The organism is Synechococcus sp. PH41509 (genome assembly GCF_020514285.1).
GTDB lineage: Bacteria > Cyanobacteriota > Cyanobacteriia > PCC-6307 > Cyanobiaceae > Parasynechococcus.
In genome coordinates, this window is sequence record NZ_VTLD01000004.1 from 74,063 (window position 1) to 89,574 (window position 15,512).

Below are 15,512 nucleotides of genomic sequence, written 5' to 3' on the forward strand. Positions count from 1 at the left end.
GTTATTGCCCGTGGTGCGTTGGTTCCGGCGGCTGATCACTGTCGGATTGGCTTTGGTGCTGGCATTGCTGATCGGCCCTGTGGCCAGTCGAGCCTCCTTGATGGATTTGATGCCGCAGCTGGAAGGCCGGGGTTCGATCGAGGAGCAGCTCAACCAAACCTTGGAAGGCAAGTTTGAGCTCGCCAAAGTGCGCATTCTTGGAGTGCCGGCGATCAGTGTCGCCAGCCCGGTTCCTCTCGGTGGTCGCACCACCATCGCGGCATCCACACGAGCTCGGGTGATTGAAGGCAACCTTCGGGCCCTGTACGACCCCAATCAGCTGTGCAGTTTCAGCGAGCGCGTCAGCGAATGGATGCTGGATTCTCTCCTTCAGGTTGAAGATCAGATCTGCAGTGCTGGTCAGCGTTATGGCTTGGCCCGCTCGGGTGATCCTCTGAAGCTGGTGGTGCTGCGCGAAGGTCGAGGACCCTATGAACTGGCTGCGCTTCTGCCAGGTCGGGATCAGCCGTTCCCGTTGCTGACGGTCACCATCGCTGATGCCGAGATCAATGGTGCCAAGGAGCTAGCGCTGGCCCAGGCCTGGCGCGCACGTTTGGAGCAACGGCTGAACCATGCCCGAAGGGTGTATGCGCCGGCTCAGTTGATCCGCCGCTTCCGCATGGCGTTGGTGCTTGAGCTGCTGTTGGGGCTGCTGGTGGTGGCCACCACAATCCTTTGGAACCGGATGCGGCAAAGGATTACGCGCCTGCAGCGCGAGCTCTTGGAGAAGCGGCAGCGGTTAAAGCGGGTGGAGATTCGCCTTCATGCCGAGCAGGCGCTCACGATCGCTTTGCTGATGCTGATCATCACCGAATTGGTGTTGATGCTGGCGTTGGGCGTCAGTGCGATCCCCGGTCAGGTCCCTTTGGGGATTGAGTTGATGCTTCAGCCCTCCTTGGCGGTCGCCAAGCTGCTGGTCCTCACCTTGGCCACATTCCTCCTGCGCAGCCTCAGCATGTTTCTGCTGCGGCAGTGGATGGCCGATGTGGATGTGCCGCCGCAGGAGCAGGCCCGCCGTCAGCAGCGCTACCGGAGTCTGGTGCGGGTCACCCATCGCCTGATCGATGTGATGGGGGTGTTGTTGGTGAGCCTCTGGATCGTGCTGGATATTCCCGGTGTCCGCTCCACGTCGGCATCTCTTTTACTCGCTGGAGGTGCACTGCTGGGTGCACTGGCGTTCGTGTTTCAGGGCGTTCTGCGTGATTTTTCGGCTGGCCTGTTGATGCTGCTGGAGGACCGCTGTGCCATCGGCGATTGGGTGGAAGTGGATGGCATCGATGGGGAAGTGATCGATGTTGGCCTGTTCGGGACCCAGATCCGCTGCCTGGATCAGCGGGTCAACATCCTCAACAACGCATCCATCCTGCAGATGCGCAATCACACCAAGCTGCGATCCGGCAGCTTGGTGACGTTGTTGATTTCACATCGCCAGCCTGATCTGGAAGTGGTGTACCGCGTTCTCGACGCTGAGATTGACGCCTTCCGTCACGACCCAGTTTGGGGAAGTCGGTTGATCAGTGAGCCGGTGCTACGGGGGGTGAAGCGCACCTCTGCCCTCGGCGTGCATATGCAGGTGTTGTTGATCACCAAAGCAGGAGAGCAGTGGACCACTGAGCGTGAATTCCAACGCCGTGCCCTTCGGGCCTTGCATCGTCGTGGTGTTCTCCTGGCGGACGGTTTGGACCTTTCCTCGCTTTCAAGAGTTGTTGATCCCGGTACCCGTTAGTCCCACGCTTTAGCTGGCTTGGGTCGGTGCCCAGAGCTTGCACCGCTTTTTTAAGTCTCACCTTGCTGTAGCTGCATCCCCCTTTATTGATGCCCTAAGAGCGTGACCTGGCTGTTCAGTTTTGGATTGCTATCAAATGATGATATTTGCATTCATGCGATGAAGATTTTCTGGATTGTCCTATTGCTTTCTCCGCTGATGGCTGCTTGCAGTGGCGAAGGTCTGTCTCCTGAGCGCAAGGCTTGCTTGGAGAATGCCAAAACAGAGGCAGAGCGGATTGGATGCAATGACGCTGCAGCAATTAGGTCGGATCGAGAGGCTCAATCCGAGTGATTGATCCGCTCCCCCCTCTGGGTAGTAATCCACATCCCTGCCATTGCTGACGGGGATGTGGATTACTCAGCTGGTCAGCTACTGACCCTCGTTGGGGTGCTGAGGTTGAGCCCTAAAAAGCCACAGAAGACTGGGCTATGGCTAACCACAAGGAGTTGATCGCAGTGTTGCCTCCAACGCAAATAGCTCCCAGGAGCATCCCGAAGTAAAAGAGCTTGAAGTACCCAAGACGTGTCTCGGGCACCCAAACATCGATTTCGTCTTTGGGCATCAGCCCATTCCGATCTGAGAAAGGATCCCTTGTCCAGTGAGCAGCTCAGTCCCTAGACCAATGATGAATCCCATCATTGCGAGGCGACCGTTCCAGGTTTCAGCGAAAGAAGAGAAGCCGAACTTGCTATCCATAGCGGTGTTAAAAAACGTAACAACCATACAGGCGATCCAGGCCTTCTGGTGTACCAAATGCTGCAATCAGCTCCACCACGTCCAGCTCCTGCGTTGTTGTGAGATGTCGGAACGATGAGAATTCGATCCCCGCTTGGGGCGCTGAGGTTGCAGCCCGCCAACGTGTGGCAGTGCTGGTCGACGCCATAGCTGAAGTACTGCGGTACTCATTGCGGGTTGGTGGTTCTGGTAACGGGTTAGCTAGCGCTAGATGCGGGCAAGGCGGGCGTAACGGTGCATGTTTTTTCAAGCAGTCCTTTCTTGCGACCTCTCTTGCTATTCGCCCAGATAATGCAAGCGTCAGAACCCGTTCAGCAGCAGATTTCTTGTCCCCGAGATCGCTTGCATGGCCAGCAGCAAGGCCACCAGCAGATTGCTGCTGATGTGAAGGCGTCGCGCAGTCACGGAATGACCAATTAAGGGCTGCAGCGCTGTAGAGCTCAGCAACAGGCCAGTGAGCAACAGGCCCATCCAGAAATGGGATTGCCAGAACGAGGTGCTCCAGGGAACATCGCTGAACCGTTCCACGGCAGGTTGCAGTCCCAGCAGAAGCAGGCCGCCTGTACTGGCGGCAGCCCACAGCAAACGCTGCCAGACGATTCGGCTCGAGAGCAGGCGTCCGAAGCTGAACACCACAGCGCTTCCGGTCAGCAGCAGACCCAGGGGATGGGTGTCCCAGAGGCTGTGGCTCAGGCCGATCAGTACCGCCACCAGCACCCCGCCGGTCACCCAGGCCCCATGCTGCGCGTGCTCAACCGGCACCGTTTCGGCAATCGGGTTGATCTTCAACCTCTTCTCCCGCGCCAGGATGCCCAGCCGGATCGTGGCTCCCACCACTGGGTAGACAAACAGGATCATCAGCACCGGATGGATCAGTCCCAGCCAGTCGTGGCTGGTGAGTGCTTGCAGTGCTTGGGGATCAGCCAAAAAAAAACGCAACCCTGACCCCAGGGTTGCGCATCGTGGATCTTTGAGCCGTGGCTCTGGATCAGACCTTTCTGGAGTAGTACTCCACCACCAGCAGTTCGTTGATCTCAAGGGCAACCCACTCGCGTTCGCAGCGGGCGGTGACCTTGGCACTCAGCTTGGCTTTATCGAGCTCCAGGTGGGTCGGCACGTTGGCCAGGCCGGGGAACTCGAGGTTGGCTTCAGCCAGCTTCTTGCTGCACTTGCGCTCGCGGATGGCGATCACGTCGCCAGGCTTGCACTGGTAGCTGGCGATGTCAGTCACACGACCATTCACGGTGACGTGACCGTGGTTCACCAGCTGACGGGCGCCGGGCACGGTGGGACCGAAGCCGAGGCGGAAACAAACATTGTCGAGACGGTTCTCGAGCAGCTTGAGCAGGTTGGTTCCGGTGGAACCCTCCTGGGCGCGCGCTTTCTTCACGTAGCGCACGAGCTGACGCTCGGAGACGCCGTAGTTGAAGCGAAGCTTCTGCTTCTCTTCGAGACGGATCGCGTATTCAGAGCGCTTGCGACGGGCTTGGCCGTGCTGACCAGGGGGATAGGACCGTTTTGCGGCCTTCCGGGTGAGACCGGGGAGGTCTCCCAAGCGCCGCGTGATCCTCAGACGAGGGCCGCGGTAACGAGACATAAGTGGGAAGGTGTTTGTTGAGATCGTGCAGTTGTTGGGCATGCTGGAACCGAAACAGTCCCAGGCATCTCCCGCGATGCACGAATCGAGCACTCTATCTGGCGGACTCATCGACGACCTGCGACGGGCGATTAATCAGGCTCTCGCTGCTGTTCTCCTTGCCGGCATCGCCTTCTACCGCCGCTTCATCTCCCCGATGATCGGGCCCCGTTGCCGCTTCACGCCCACCTGCAGTGCCTATGGCCTGGAGGCCATCCAGAAGCATGGCCCTTGGAAGGGAGGCTGGCTCACCGTGAAACGGCTGCTGCGCTGCCATCCCTTCACTCCCTGTGGATGTGACCCGGTGCCCGATTGATGCATGAGCTCACGCTGTTCAGCCGCACAGGATGCTGTCTGTGTGAAGGCCTGGAATCCCGCTTGCGCGCCCTAGATCTTGTGGGGATGTCGATCACGTTGAAGGTGATTGATATCGATGCGCCAGGAACGCCCCAGGAACAAAGGGCGCGTTACGACCTCGAAGTGCCTGTGCTCGCGCTCGATGGTTGTGAGCTGCCCCGGGTTTCCCCGCGTCTTACTGGTGAGGGACTGTTGGATTGGTTGCAACGCTGCCTGTCCACGGCGCTCTGAACGGCTTAAAACTCCCTCAAGAACCGGGGAGAGGGGATGACTCAGGCGTTGCATGCCCTGTTGAGTGATGCAGGGATCGCGGTGCCGCAAGGCCTGGCCAATCCCACACTCGAAGCGATCACGACTGATTCACGCCGGGCCGGGCCAGGGAGTCTGTTTCTTGGGCTTCCAGGGGAGCAAGTCGATGGGGGGAAGTTCTGGGCCCAAGCACTCGAGGCAGGTGCTGCCGCAGCGGTAATTGGACCTGGGGCTGCTGCAGCGCACCCTCCTGGAGCTGATGACCCTGTGGTGGTGATTCAAGAGCCGGTGGCGCGCTGGATCGGTGAGATTGCTTCTGCGTACTGGGATCATCCTTGCCGCCGGATGGCCTTGATTGGTGTGACGGGCACCAATGGCAAAACGACCACGACCCATTTGATTGAGCATCTGGCCGCCTCGGCGGGCCAGCCCGTGGGCCTGTTCGGCACCTTGGTCAACCGCTGGCCCGGTCACAGCATCACGGCCATCCACACCACGGCATTTGCCGACCGTCTGCAGGAGCAACTTGCGGAGGCTGCCTCGGCGGGGTGCAACTTGGCCGCGATGGAAGTGAGTTCCCATGCCCTGGCCCAGCAGCGGGTGGCGGGCTGTCGCTTTGCCGGCGCCGTGTTCACCAACCTCACGCAGGATCACCTCGACTATCACGCCTCGATGGAGGACTACTTCGAGGCCAAAGCAACGCTTTTTGCCGATCCTCTGTTGCTTGATGGTGGGGGGCGCGCTGTCGTGAATAGCGATGACCCCTGGGGTGCACGCCTGGCCGAACGCCTGGGCTCCGCCTGTTGGCGCAGCTCGCTGGAGGATCCATCGGCTGAACTGCGCATGACCGAATTGCAGATGACGGGGGCTGGCGTGGAGGGACGCTTGATCAGCCCTGTGGGAGAGGGACGATTCCGTTCGCCCCTGTTGGGACGCTTCAACTTGATGAACCTGCTTCAAGCGGTAGGGGTGCTGCTTCAGCAGCAGTTGCCTTTGCCGGTGTTGCTGGAGGCCATCGGCCGTTTCGGCGGTGTGCCCGGCCGGATGGAGCGGGTGATCGTGGACGGGGTGAACGATGAAGTGCTGCCGCCGGTGTTGGTGGATTACGCCCATACCCCGGATGGCTTGGACAACGCTCTTTCAGCAGCACGTCCGTTCTGCACCGGCCGGCTGATCTGTGTGTTCGGTTGTGGTGGTGACCGCGATCGGGGCAAGCGTCCCCAAATGGCCGCGATTGCAGCCCGTCTGGCTGACCGCGTGGTGGTCACTTCCGATAACCCCCGTACCGAGGATCCTCTGCAGATCCTCGATGACGTGGTGGCTGGGATTCCGGCCGGTATTGATCTCGTTGTGGAGGGAGATCGGGCTAAGGCCATTGCCTTCGCTATTGCAGAGGCTGAGGCAGATGATCTGGTGCTGGTGGCCGGCAAGGGGCACGAGGACTACCAGATTCTCGGCACTGAGAAGGTGCACTTTGACGACCGCGAGGAAGCGGAACAAGCCCTGCGCCAGAAGTTGCTCTGAAGCGGTTGCTCTGAAGTGATCAAAGGGCGCTGATCGCTGCCACCAGAGCATTGATGTCGTCGCTCGTGGTGCTGATGTGGGTGCAAGCGCGGAGGCAACTGGGGTCCGCTAAATCGCGAATCCAAAGCCCTTGGGCACCCAACTGCTTCACATGCTCAGTGGGAGATACTTCGCCGTTGATCTGGAAGCTCACCAGTCCGCTAGCGGGCGCCGTCTTTAGCAATGGTTTCACGCGGTCCAGCCCTTGGAGTGCCTGCCAGAGGTTTCCGCTGAGTTTTCGAATGCTGTCCCAGCGTTGGTCGGCTGAGCCTTGTTTTTTCAATAGTTCAAGGGAGCAGCGCAGGCCAGCCATCAGGGGCACGCAGCTGGTGGCCACTTCAAAACGGCGGCTGTCGTGGTGAAACAGATCGCTGCCCTTCAGATCGGCCTTGCTTTCATCGCGCAGGCTGCGCCAGCCGATCACGGTCGGAGCGGCCTCGGCCACCACACGCTCTGAAAGTGCAACGCCTCCTAATCCTTCGGGGCCGCAGGCCCACTTGTGACCCGTGAAGGCATAGATATCGGCTGCGGCAGCAGCTTCTTCGACGGGAATCTGCCCGAAGCTTTGTGCTGCATCCACCAACAGAAAGGGTTGTTGTGGGTGTTGATTGAGTTGTTCGGCAACTGCGGCAATCGGCATCACCTGACCTGTGTTCCAGAGCAAATGACTCAGCACCACCAGCCGGGTGCGGGGGGTGAGAGCCTGTGCGATCGCTGCAATCGCGGCTGCATCGCAGTGGGCTTGATCACCACGCAGATGCTTCACCGGCAGGATGTCAATCGCAAGGTTCTGGCGCCTGGCCAACTCAACGCAGGCGCTGACCACACCTGGGTGTTCGCAGTCGCTGATCAGCAGTCGGTCGCCTTCAGCGAAGGGCAGTCCCCATAGGGGCAGCACGCAGCCGCTGGTGACGTTCTCCGTGAGGGCCAACCGATGGGCAGGGACGCCACAGCACTGGGCCAGAAGGCGTCGGGTGCTGTTGACCTCCGTGGCGATGAAGGGCCAAACATCTGCTGTGAACGGTCCCAACTCCTGAATGCGTAACCAGCTGGCCGTGATGGCATCCAGGGATGGGCTGGGCAACGGCCCCTGGCCGCCGTAGTTGAAGTACGTCTTGTTCTGCAGGGCAGGGCAGAGGTCGCGCATGGTCACCGCACTGGCGTGAGCCGAAGGATGGGTGCCACCACGTTGGCAAGACCATCGGGCCGTAGCCAGGCGCTAGACGCTGAGCCTGCTGCGTGATCGTTTCAGGGCTGGGTCAATGAATTCAGCACCACTTTTTTCTGAATTTTTTTTCCGCTGTTCGTTCCATCTGCCATCCAGACCAGCGTCGCCATTCGATCTCAGCTGCCGTCAGGCATTGATCGGCGAGCGATTCCTTTTGGTTCTTGGGTATGGCAAATCGGATGGGGCAAGCAGGACCAGCGTTCACCTCGTTATCCCGATGTGAACCAACCCTGTCTTTCAGGTTGGTTGCGTGATGGTTCTATTTGATACCGAATGCAATCGATCAGTATTTCAACTCACCTTGCATCGCAATCTTGTGGGCCTGGAAAGCTTCAGCTGGCCTTGAGGTATACCTTGCGACCTTTGGCGTCCACTTTGTATCGACCACCCCGAGGGCCGATGTGAATCACATCCGATAGCGATGTGTTGATTGGGGTCGGTGGTTCCAAGCGTTCTGATTCGACCACTGGAGTTGCGGAAATATCTGAGGTCTGCGTTTGCAGGTGTGGCGCAGCTTTGAAAATATTGAGCCCGAGCTTGCGATACAGAAAATCTGCAATTCGCATAACGCATCACCAGAACATCAAGTTTATTTTCCGGTGATGTCAAGTGTTCGTAGTGTTGCTTCTCTCAATCACTCATCTTCAATGGGCTCAACCGAGACTGTTCGAGGAATCGAGTCAGCTCGTTGGGACGTCTGGAAAGTGCTCGTTCATGCACTCGGGGCAGATGCCATGGCTGAAATTCAGCGTGCTGTGCTGCATCAGGAACCGTTCGATCGGTTGCCAGAATCCTTCGCTGTCGCGGATGGATTTGCAGTAGCTGCAGGTGGTGATCAAGCCCTGATGGTGATGCATCTGGCAGAACTCATCCATCAGGGCCAGTGAGCGGCGCCTGAGTTCCAAAAGAGTGGTGGCCTGGTCAGCCAGTCCTTCCATCACCTTGTATTGCGAATTGGTGAGTGATTTGGGAATGCGATCAATCACGCAAAGCGTTCCGATGCGGTGATTGATATCGGTTTTGAGGGGGAATCCTGCGTAGAGGCGGATGTGGGGTTCTTCCTGAACGAGGGGGTTGTCGCGGAATTTTTCGTGAAACAGTGCGTCCTCAACAACTAGCGGTTTGGAATCGAGAATCGTATGGGCGCAAAAGGAGATGTCCCGGTCTGTTTCGCTGGCCTCAAGTCCCACCTTTGATTTGAACCACTGACGTTTTTCGTCCACCAGAGAGATCAGGGCAATCGGCGACTGGCAAATCTCTGAGGCCATTCTGGTGATGTTGTCAAACGCCTTTTCAGGCTTTGTTCCCAGAATTCGATATTCACTGAGTGATCTCAGCCTGGCTGCTTCGTTGATCGGCTTGGGTGCTGTCCGCATTGGTTCAGCTCGCTAGGCATGCCTGTGGTCTAAGGCATTCATTTTTTATTTTCTGTAAATATGCAGTGCGATACTTTGCGCTTTGTTGATTTTAATTTGATCGATTAATTAAATTTGCAGGGCGGTTACTTGAGGCATCAAGGCTGCTCTGCTGCCGATGCTTGAGCTTTGAAGGGCATGGAAACGCACTTGTGACAACAACCTTGTGACGACAGCCGAATGGCTCTCGATTCCCCATCCCGCCCTGGCGGTTGTTCTGATGTATCCCTTGATTGGAATGGTGGTGCGTCTGGCTTGGCAGACGCGTCAGCGTCGCGTCGCCCAGGTGAAGCACCCACAGGTCGTGCCTCCCAGCTGCTCATCGTGCTTCCGGGGACGGTGGCAAGCCTCAGCTTCAGTCTGATTACCTGCATTGGTGTCTTGCCCCTGGGAGCGCAGCCTTAGGTTTGGCGTCTGTCGGTCGATCCCCTGTCGCCGGCGTTCTGGCAGTTCCATGACTGCCCTAGCGGCCCGGCCTGAGATCCTGCGAGACCTTCACCTGCGCCGTTTGCATGTCACGGCGTCGGTGCTGGCGGCTGTGTTGTTTCTCATGCAGGGCGTGACTGGCACGCGGGATCTGTTGGAGATTCCGCTGAGCTGGCAAAAACCAGCGGTGTATGAGTACGGAGCTGTCCGTAGAGCGTGATGACGTCCAGCAACAAGACAGAAGCCTTGCTTGGAACTCCACTTTGGAACGCATTGTTTTACTGGCCGATTTGCTGCTGAAGGCTCTCAAGCAAGGCCAGTACGGCCGGTTCATTGGCATGTTGTGCCAAAACCACCAGATGTTCGGTGTAGGTGTACGGCTCGAAGTTGTGATCCACCTGCCAGGGCAGTGGTTGAGCTACTCGCATCTCTGGGGTGAGATAAGCCAACTGGAAGCTTTGTCCCGAATGCCTTGACGGCCGCAGGGCCATGGTTGTGTGCCGCTCTGGCTGGTTGATCATGAGCAACTCCTCAAACCACTCTTGGGAGCGCTCGCGACAACTGGCGGGGAGGAAGGGCATCAGCTTCAGCTGCAGATTGCCCCTTTCCAAGCTCCATTGGAAACGATCCGCGAGGTCGCATTCGTTCTGATTGTTCCGGTTCAGAAGGGTGAGCTCGATCGGGCGGTTGTGCAGCTTAAGGATGAAGAGATCGTCGCGATCGTCGGGAATCTGCGTCGGCGTGGCCAGACAGGCGTCCAGGACGTGCTCTCTCAACAGCGTCACGGGATCTGTGCAGTTGAGGTCTGCTCGCTGCGGGTTCATTGTCCAGCCCTCGGGTGGAACAACGCCAGGACTGTTCTGAAGCCAGAAGGGAGCCTGGAGACGAAGGCCTGACCGACGTTTGAGTCGAGCTATCTGGTGCACTTGGCGTTCCAGATCGAGAAGCTGAAGGTCGCCTGAGACCTTCAACTCACGCTTGGTGCGTTTCAGTTCAATTCCGAATTGAATGAGAACCTTTTGGTGGCGCCGAGAAATCGTGCTCTGGTTCGAGAAATCAACTTCTGCTGCTCGCTCCGTCGAGCCCAGCCAGAGGGTCAGATCGAGGGCTGCAAGTTGTTCCTCGGTGACCATTGAGCCGAATTGACCTCTCTAAATTTATTCGGCTTTCACAGAAATGCTTCTCAGAGCACCTGCACCACTTCACTTACTTCGGGAATCGATTCGCGCATTTTGCGTTCAATGCCCATTTTCAGGGTCATCGTGCTGCTGGGGCAGCTGCCGCAGGCTCCCTGCAGACGCACCTTCACGATCGGGCCATCCAGTTCCACCACCTCAACGTTGCCGCCGTCGGCCATAAGGAAGGGGCGCAGTTCATCCAGCACCTTCTCCACGTTCTCCAGCGTGAGGGCCATGGTTTCAGTGCTCATTGGGATGAACCAGACATCAGGCTTCCAAGGTTACGGAGTGGCCCCATAGGGTGACGAGAGCGGTTAACCCTCCAGCTCCGGTGCAGCACGACGGTTCGTTCAACCCAGAGGCTCGTTACGACGCCGTGCTTGTGGGTGCCGGAATCATGAGCGCCACCCTGGCGGCCTTGCTGCACGAACTGGATCCGCAGCTGCGAATTCTTCTCGTCGAGCGGCTCGAAGCCCCTGCATTGGAAAGCAGCGCTGCGGTGAACAACGCCGGCACGGGCCATGCCGCCAACTGCGAACTCAATTACACCCCCCTCCAGGCGGATGGCAGCGTCGCCACCGCCAAGGCGGTGGCCATCAATGCGTCGTTTGAACGCAGCCTGGAGTTCTGGGGGTCGCTGCGGGAGCGGGGAGACCTTGATACCGGAAGCTTTCTGCAACAAGCGGCGCACATCAGCGCGGTGTGGACGCCAGAAAACATCGCGTTTCTGCGTCAGCGTTTCAGCCAACTGAAGGAGCTGCCGGCTTTTGCGCGGATGCGCTGGAGCGAGGAGCAAACCGAGCTCACCGAATGGATGCCCTTGGTGATGGCGGGGCGTGATCTCAAGCAGCCGGTGGCGGCGACGCGGATTGATCGGGGTACCGACGTTGATTTCGGGACTCTCACCCGGGCCTATCTGATGCCGCTGCAGCAGAGCGGAGCACTCACTGTTGTTTACGGCACTCAGGTGCAAGACCTCAAGCGCTTGCGCCGCAGCGACATGACCGAAGCCGACTGGCGCGTGGTGCTCAAGGGGCCCTCCGGCAAAACAGAGGTGCGTGCTCCCTTTGTCTTCCTTGGTGCCGGCGGGGGTGCTCTACCACTGTTGCAACGCTCCGGGATTCCAGAGGCGGCCGATTTTGCTGGCTTCCCAGTGAGTGGCCTTTGGCTGGTTTGCGGTGATGCGCAGCTGGCGGATCGTCAGCGCGCCAAGGTGTACGGCAAGGCGGCGGTGGGTGCTCCACCGATGTCGGTGCCCCACCTCGACACCCGTTGGATTGATGGCAAGCGGTCGCTGCTGTTCGGCCCCTTTGCCGGTTTCAGCAGCAAGTTCCTGAAGCAGGGATCCTTGCTGGATCTGCCCGCCTCCGTTCGCGCCACCAATCTGGTGCCGATGCTGCAGGTGGGTGCCACCAATTTCGAACTGGTGCAATACCTGATCAATCAGCTGCGCCAGAGTCCTGCGGAGCGGCATGAGGCCCTGCAGCAGTTCATGCCCACCGCCCGCGCAGAGGACTGGAGGCTTTCGGTGGCTGGCCAGCGGGTGCAGATCATCAAACGCAGCAAGCAAGGCGGTCGGCTGCAGCTGGGAACGGAGGTGGTGGCTTCCGTTGATGGCTCCCTGGCGGCGTTGTTGGGGGCCTCTCCGGGTGCGAGCACGGCGGTGACGATCATGTTGGAGGTGCTGCAGCGCTGCTTCAAGCAACGCCTCAACAGCGACGCTTGGCAGCAGCGTCTGCAAGCAGTGCTGCCAAGCATTCATGAGGACCCCCAGCAGGATCCACATGTGCTGCACAGGATGCGGGAGCGCAGCGATGCCTTGCTGGGGCTCACCCCCTGAAGCTCATTTCGCCAGATTCACCAAGACCACCCCGGCGGTGATCAGGCCGATGCCGATCAACTGCGCGGGCTGCAGCATTTGGCTGTAAGCAAAGCGCCCCACCAGCACGATCACCACAGTGCCGATGCCGCTCCAGAGGGCATAGGTGATGCCCAGGGGAATGCTGAGCACCACCTTGGAGAGCAAGGCCATCGCAATGGCGTAGGCGGTAAACACCAGGAAGGTGGGCAGCGGTCGGGTCATGCCTTCCGACAAGCGCAGGCAGGAGGTACCAATCACCTCAGCACTGATCGCCAGCAGCAGCAGGGTCCAGGGATTATTCAAATGACAAGTTGGGGTTCACTCTTGTGTTCTGTTACGCACGACTTTCTTGTTGATAAATAGGTAGTCGCCGGTGGTATTTTTTGATAGTTTTTTCATCCACTTGGATTTGTTCCCCAGAGCAATAGTATTAACTTTGAGGCTGATTTCACGTCTCTTGTTGAGGTTCGCGTAATGGTTGGGAGTGCTTCTTTGATCTAGGACATTCCAGCTTCCTCCATTGCGATCCTGTTCTGGTTCGCCGTCGGATAGAAAATACAGGGTGTCTGTTTCGTAGTCTGCGAAAGCCTCGTCAAGCCCTTCCCAGGGGCGAGTTCCACCCCATCGGTCTGCTCTGCCATCGTCAAGAGTATTTACGAAAGCAATCGCAGATTCTCTTGCTCCATTTAGGCCAAGCTTGGTGAGTCCTTGTGAGGAACGATTCCATATTCGATGATTCAGATAGTCAGGAGAGCTGAAAGATCGAATACTGATATATGTATTGTCAGGTAAATCTGCCAGCAACGAAATCAGATTGTGCTGGAGTGATTCCATACGCGTAAGAGCGCAAGTCCTGCGGCTCCAGGAGTATTCACTGCCGTCCCAGTAAATTTTCGGGCTTCCATATCCACTTCCCCATAAAATGCATGAACTCATGGAGCCTGAGCCGTCTACAAGAAAACGGACTCTCTTGCTGCTCACATTGCGGAAAAATATTCCATTCAAGATCTCGCTCTCCTCTAAGGCACTATCTATGCGCTTGTCGGCTCTTGCATAGGCAACAAAATATAGCGGGTGAGTTGTGATTTCCCGATTGACAGACTCTATTTTAAGGAAGCTCGTCTCAATGCTGTCTGACTCACTTGTTGGGTCAATGAATCGGATGAGCTTTCTGTTTTCATCTGTCATGATCCTTATGGCTGCTTCTCGTTCAGTTCGCTCAGGTGTTTTGTCTTCACTGAAGTTGAATCGGGTTGTCTCGGCGATTTCTCGGAGTGAAAGATTCTCGCGTTCCTTAGTGATTTTGCATTCAGGTTGATCTGAGTCACATCGAATGGCACCAATGTTGTCAAGAACCATTGCTAGGGTCTGTTGCCTTGTTTCGTTGTATCGACCATCCAGGCTCATGGCAGCTCCGCAACGCTGGATTGAGTAACCACGTCCTGTATTGCTTATGGAGAGTCCATAAAAAACAGGTTGGTTTAATTCTGCCATTTTGACGCCAAAAATAGGCTGAAATGCTTTGTTAGATTGTTCAGCTAGTGTGTTGCATTGGTTTAATGAGTTTTGATAGTCTGCATGGTTAATGTTGGTATGAGAGAGGTTCTCGTTAGGTGTTTTATCTGTATGAATGAGGAGATGAAGACTGCGCTCAACTTCTGCACGCATCAGTTTTTTCCCACTGGTGGTGTTCTGTTGTATTGCCGCCTTTTGGTCCATCTTGTTGATCAAACTTCCAGTCGACTGCAAGGCGAGTGTCGATGCTCCGATCAAGACAACACCAGCACTGGCTGCTACCAGAACTTCAGGCAAACTAAATCCATCCTGATGGACTGATTTTGTGGGGAAAGTTTTGCTGTTGTTGTTGGTGATGTTGAACATGATGTTGATTGCGTGTTGAGGTTGGAGCTAAGAAGTTTGGGATGGATCAGATGTCTGTCATCGCCTTCGACATCGTGATTGTTCCCATGTGCCTCGATGGAGATGGCCTGCTGTTGAAAGCTTCACGCAGCGAATCGGTAGTGGCCGCTTCGGATCGTCTTGCCAGTTTGCCGATCGAATGAGGATGATCAGCGGATTTTCATCTGTACTCATCCCTGGCGGTGAGAGTGTGTAGTTAGCCTTAGATAACTTGATTCCAACAGTCTTTGAACTTGCTGTCCCCTCACGATTGATCAGGCGATAGGGCGGATCCCATGAACACGATGTTGCATCACAACAACGAAGTCGTTTCACTCGTTCTTCGGGATTGAGATGACTTAATTCGAGTACTTTTGTGGGCTGACCAAAACCACCGCTTGTGCTGTCGATTCCGACAAAAGAAGGATCGGTGTTGATTTCGCAACTGGTCCCTTCGGCGGATTGCCTGGCACGCAGGCTGAACAGACCAGATTCAATTTGCTGGCTGTATTGATCCAATTGTTGCAGGGCTAGTCGCCTTTGATATTGCGGAACTGCCCAACTACTACCGAGCACGATGATCACGATGATGATCAAAAGCTCGAGAAGCGTGAATCCTTGCTTTGGTGGGGAATATAGTGTCTTCATTTTATTCAAGAATGCAGCGATTTTGGAAATTCGGATTGAGCTCTATAACCCGTCTTTCCTGGTCGATGGAATATTCTGGTGCTAAAAATGAGTAGGTTACAACTGTGATTCCAGGGCTTTCCCCGATTTCAATGGTTCGAGTAATGGGGTTCTTTCCATCGACTCCACTTACTACCGGCTTTGGAACTGAAGCGATTCCACTTTGTGTATCAAGTTTTTCTTTCAGATACTGGGCGGGATTCCGGCAAGCATCGCGTCTCTCATTGCTCGGCATTGATTCGAGAGTGAGCTTCGCATCGGCTTGTTGAAGCAGTTGGATGTTGTTGTGGATTGCTGCTTCGATGCGATCCCGCTCCATTCGATTGCGGCCGCTCGTGATTGATTGGACAGAAATCCTTGAAACACCAACCATCACCATGAGCAGGATGCTGCCGGCTACCAGCACTTCCACCAAGGTGAAGCCTGTTTTGATGGCCTTTCGCTGACCCACATGTCTAGAGATTGTTCTGC

General features: G+C 56.8%; 18 protein-coding genes and 1 pseudogene. 7 read left to right on the plus strand and 12 right to left on the minus strand.

The genetic code is table 11. The features are described 5' to 3' along the window. Positions 1 to 10 precede the first annotated feature (10 nt). Together FZZ88_RS01285 and FZZ88_RS01290 are read left to right on the plus strand one after the other, a co-directional pair. The gene (locus FZZ88_RS01285; RefSeq protein WP_226423647.1) at positions 11 to 1,765 is read left to right on the plus strand and encodes a mechanosensitive ion channel domain-containing protein; all 1,755 of its coding nucleotides are present in this window, start codon (positions 11 to 13) and stop codon (positions 1,763 to 1,765) included. Between the two features lie 102 nt (positions 1,766 to 1,867). Next, entirely contained in the window at positions 1,868 to 2,098 is a 231-nt protein-coding gene (locus tag FZZ88_RS01290) for a hypothetical protein (protein ID WP_166016859.1), read from the plus strand. A 270-nt stretch (positions 2,099 to 2,368) separates the two neighbouring features. Here FZZ88_RS01290 and FZZ88_RS01295 read toward each other — a convergent pair whose 3' ends face one another. The 3 genes from FZZ88_RS01295 to rpsD all read right to left on the minus strand — a co-directional run bounded on the left by FZZ88_RS01295 (position 2,369) and on the right by rpsD (position 4,139). Beyond that, positions 2,369 to 2,503, minus strand: a complete 135-nt coding sequence (locus tag FZZ88_RS01295; protein WP_114987765.1) for a high light inducible protein — start codon at positions 2,501 to 2,503, stop codon at positions 2,369 to 2,371. A 339-nt stretch (positions 2,504 to 2,842) separates the two neighbouring features. After that, positions 2,843 to 3,481, minus strand: a complete 639-nt coding sequence (locus FZZ88_RS01300) for a DUF4079 domain-containing protein (RefSeq protein WP_226423646.1) — start codon at positions 3,479 to 3,481, stop codon at positions 2,843 to 2,845. A gap of 49 nt (positions 3,482 to 3,530) precedes the next feature. Next, positions 3,531 to 4,139, minus strand: a complete 609-nt coding sequence (gene rpsD / locus FZZ88_RS01305; RefSeq protein WP_115023856.1) for a 30S ribosomal protein S4 — start codon at positions 4,137 to 4,139, stop codon at positions 3,531 to 3,533. 76 nt (positions 4,140 to 4,215) lie between these two features. Between rpsD and yidD the strand changes: the two genes are divergently transcribed. The 3 genes from yidD to FZZ88_RS01320 are packed head-to-tail and all read left to right on the plus strand — an operon-like array spanning position 4,216 to position 6,308. After that, positions 4,216 to 4,494, plus strand: coding sequence for a membrane protein insertion efficiency factor YidD (gene yidD, locus FZZ88_RS01310; protein ID WP_166016954.1), 279 nt, complete (start codon positions 4,216 to 4,218; stop codon positions 4,492 to 4,494). After that, positions 4,494 to 4,766, plus strand: a complete 273-nt coding sequence (locus FZZ88_RS01315; protein ID WP_166016857.1) for a glutaredoxin family protein — start codon at positions 4,494 to 4,496, stop codon at positions 4,764 to 4,766. The genes yidD and FZZ88_RS01315 overlap by 1 nt, the downstream gene beginning before the upstream one ends. 36 nt (positions 4,767 to 4,802) lie before the next feature. Further along, a complete protein-coding gene (locus FZZ88_RS01320) occupies positions 4,803 to 6,308 on the plus strand; it encodes a UDP-N-acetylmuramoyl-L-alanyl-D-glutamate--2,6-diaminopimelate ligase (protein WP_166016856.1) in 1,506 nt (501 codons plus the stop codon). 19 nt (positions 6,309 to 6,327) lie between these two features. Here FZZ88_RS01320 and FZZ88_RS01325 read toward each other — a convergent pair whose 3' ends face one another. The 3 genes from FZZ88_RS01325 to FZZ88_RS01330 form a co-directional block, all read right to left on the minus strand. Then, the gene (locus FZZ88_RS01325) at positions 6,328 to 7,494 is read right to left on the minus strand and encodes an aminotransferase class V-fold PLP-dependent enzyme (protein ID WP_166016953.1); all 1,167 of its coding nucleotides are present in this window, start codon (positions 7,492 to 7,494) and stop codon (positions 6,328 to 6,330) included. A 413-nt stretch (positions 7,495 to 7,907) separates the two neighbouring features. Then, a complete protein-coding gene (locus tag FZZ88_RS12110; RefSeq protein ID WP_255606422.1) occupies positions 7,908 to 8,042 on the minus strand; it encodes a hypothetical protein in 135 nt (44 codons plus the stop codon). Between the two features lie 213 nt (positions 8,043 to 8,255). Next, positions 8,256 to 8,951, minus strand: coding sequence for a GAF domain-containing protein (locus tag FZZ88_RS01330; protein WP_115095181.1), 696 nt, complete (start codon positions 8,949 to 8,951; stop codon positions 8,256 to 8,258). Positions 8,952 to 9,156: 205 nt separating this feature from the next. On the opposite strand from FZZ88_RS01330, the pseudogene FZZ88_RS01335 reads away from it, so the two are divergent. Further along, positions 9,157 to 9,636: pseudogene (locus tag FZZ88_RS01335) on the plus strand (DUF4079 domain-containing protein). Positions 9,637 to 9,694: 58 nt separating this feature from the next. Here FZZ88_RS01335 and FZZ88_RS01340 read toward each other — a convergent pair. Both FZZ88_RS01340 and FZZ88_RS01345 read right to left on the minus strand, forming a co-directional pair. Then, on the minus strand, positions 9,695 to 10,549 hold the full coding sequence (locus tag FZZ88_RS01340) for a hypothetical protein (protein WP_166016854.1): 855 nt from the start codon (positions 10,547 to 10,549) through the stop codon (positions 9,695 to 9,697). 50 nt (positions 10,550 to 10,599) lie between these two features. Next, complete coding sequence (locus tag FZZ88_RS01345; RefSeq protein ID WP_011128549.1) at positions 10,600 to 10,845, minus strand: NifU family protein; 246 nt, start codon at positions 10,843 to 10,845, stop codon at positions 10,600 to 10,602. 80 nt (positions 10,846 to 10,925) lie between these two features. Between FZZ88_RS01345 and FZZ88_RS01350 the strand changes: the two genes are divergently transcribed. Then, positions 10,926 to 12,434, plus strand: coding sequence for a malate:quinone oxidoreductase (locus FZZ88_RS01350; protein WP_166016952.1), 1,509 nt, complete (start codon positions 10,926 to 10,928; stop codon positions 12,432 to 12,434). A 3-nt stretch (positions 12,435 to 12,437) separates the two neighbouring features. On the opposite strand, the gene FZZ88_RS01355 is transcribed toward FZZ88_RS01350, so the two are convergent. From FZZ88_RS01355 to FZZ88_RS01370, 4 genes are read right to left on the minus strand one after another with little or no spacing between them, the layout of a single operon-like run. Beyond that, a complete protein-coding gene (locus tag FZZ88_RS01355) occupies positions 12,438 to 12,758 on the minus strand; it encodes a multidrug efflux SMR transporter (RefSeq protein WP_166016853.1) in 321 nt (106 codons plus the stop codon). A 15-nt stretch (positions 12,759 to 12,773) separates the two neighbouring features. Then, positions 12,774 to 14,336, minus strand: coding sequence for a vWA domain-containing protein (locus tag FZZ88_RS01360; protein ID WP_166016852.1), 1,563 nt, complete (start codon positions 14,334 to 14,336; stop codon positions 12,774 to 12,776). Positions 14,337 to 14,393: 57 nt separating this feature from the next. Continuing rightward, positions 14,394 to 15,002 carry a prepilin-type N-terminal cleavage/methylation domain-containing protein gene (locus FZZ88_RS01365; RefSeq protein WP_226423659.1) on the minus strand — a complete coding sequence of 203 codons (609 nt, stop codon included), beginning with the start codon at positions 15,000 to 15,002 and terminating at the stop codon, positions 14,394 to 14,396. A 1-nt stretch (position 15,003) separates the two neighbouring features. Next, entirely contained in the window at positions 15,004 to 15,492 is a 489-nt protein-coding gene (locus FZZ88_RS01370; RefSeq protein WP_230332794.1) for a prepilin-type N-terminal cleavage/methylation domain-containing protein, read from the minus strand. Positions 15,493 to 15,512 lie beyond the last annotated feature (20 nt).

What these genes read in the sequence shown, in the direction of transcription:
- FZZ88_RS01315 (WP_166016857.1), top strand. Translation starts at nt 4,494, where the DNA reads ATGCATGAGCTCACGCTGTTCAGCCGCACAGGATGCTGTCTGTGTGAA.
- FZZ88_RS01360 (WP_166016852.1), bottom strand. Translation starts at nt 14,336, where the DNA reads ATGTTCAACATCACCAACAACAACAGCAAAACTTTCCCCACAAAATCA.
- FZZ88_RS01345 (WP_011128549.1), bottom strand. Translation starts at nt 10,845, where the DNA reads ATGAGCACTGAAACCATGGCCCTCACGCTGGAGAACGTGGAGAAGGTG.
- FZZ88_RS01340 (WP_166016854.1), bottom strand. Translation starts at nt 10,549, where the DNA reads ATGGTCACCGAGGAACAACTTGCAGCCCTCGATCTGACCCTCTGGCTG.
- yidD (WP_166016954.1), top strand. Translation starts at nt 4,216, where the DNA reads ATGCACGAATCGAGCACTCTATCTGGCGGACTCATCGACGACCTGCGA.
- FZZ88_RS01325 (WP_166016953.1), bottom strand. Translation starts at nt 7,494, where the DNA reads ATGCGCGACCTCTGCCCTGCCCTGCAGAACAAGACGTACTTCAACTAC.
- FZZ88_RS01320 (WP_166016856.1), top strand. Translation starts at nt 4,803, where the DNA reads ATGACTCAGGCGTTGCATGCCCTGTTGAGTGATGCAGGGATCGCGGTG.
- rpsD (WP_115023856.1), bottom strand. Translation starts at nt 4,139, where the DNA reads ATGTCTCGTTACCGCGGCCCTCGTCTGAGGATCACGCGGCGCTTGGGA.
- FZZ88_RS01295 (WP_114987765.1), bottom strand. Translation starts at nt 2,503, where the DNA reads ATGGATAGCAAGTTCGGCTTCTCTTCTTTCGCTGAAACCTGGAACGGT.
- FZZ88_RS01365 (WP_226423659.1), bottom strand. Translation starts at nt 15,002, where the DNA reads ATGAAGACACTATATTCCCCACCAAAGCAAGGATTCACGCTTCTCGAG.
- FZZ88_RS01330 (WP_115095181.1), bottom strand. Translation starts at nt 8,951, where the DNA reads ATGCGGACAGCACCCAAGCCGATCAACGAAGCAGCCAGGCTGAGATCA.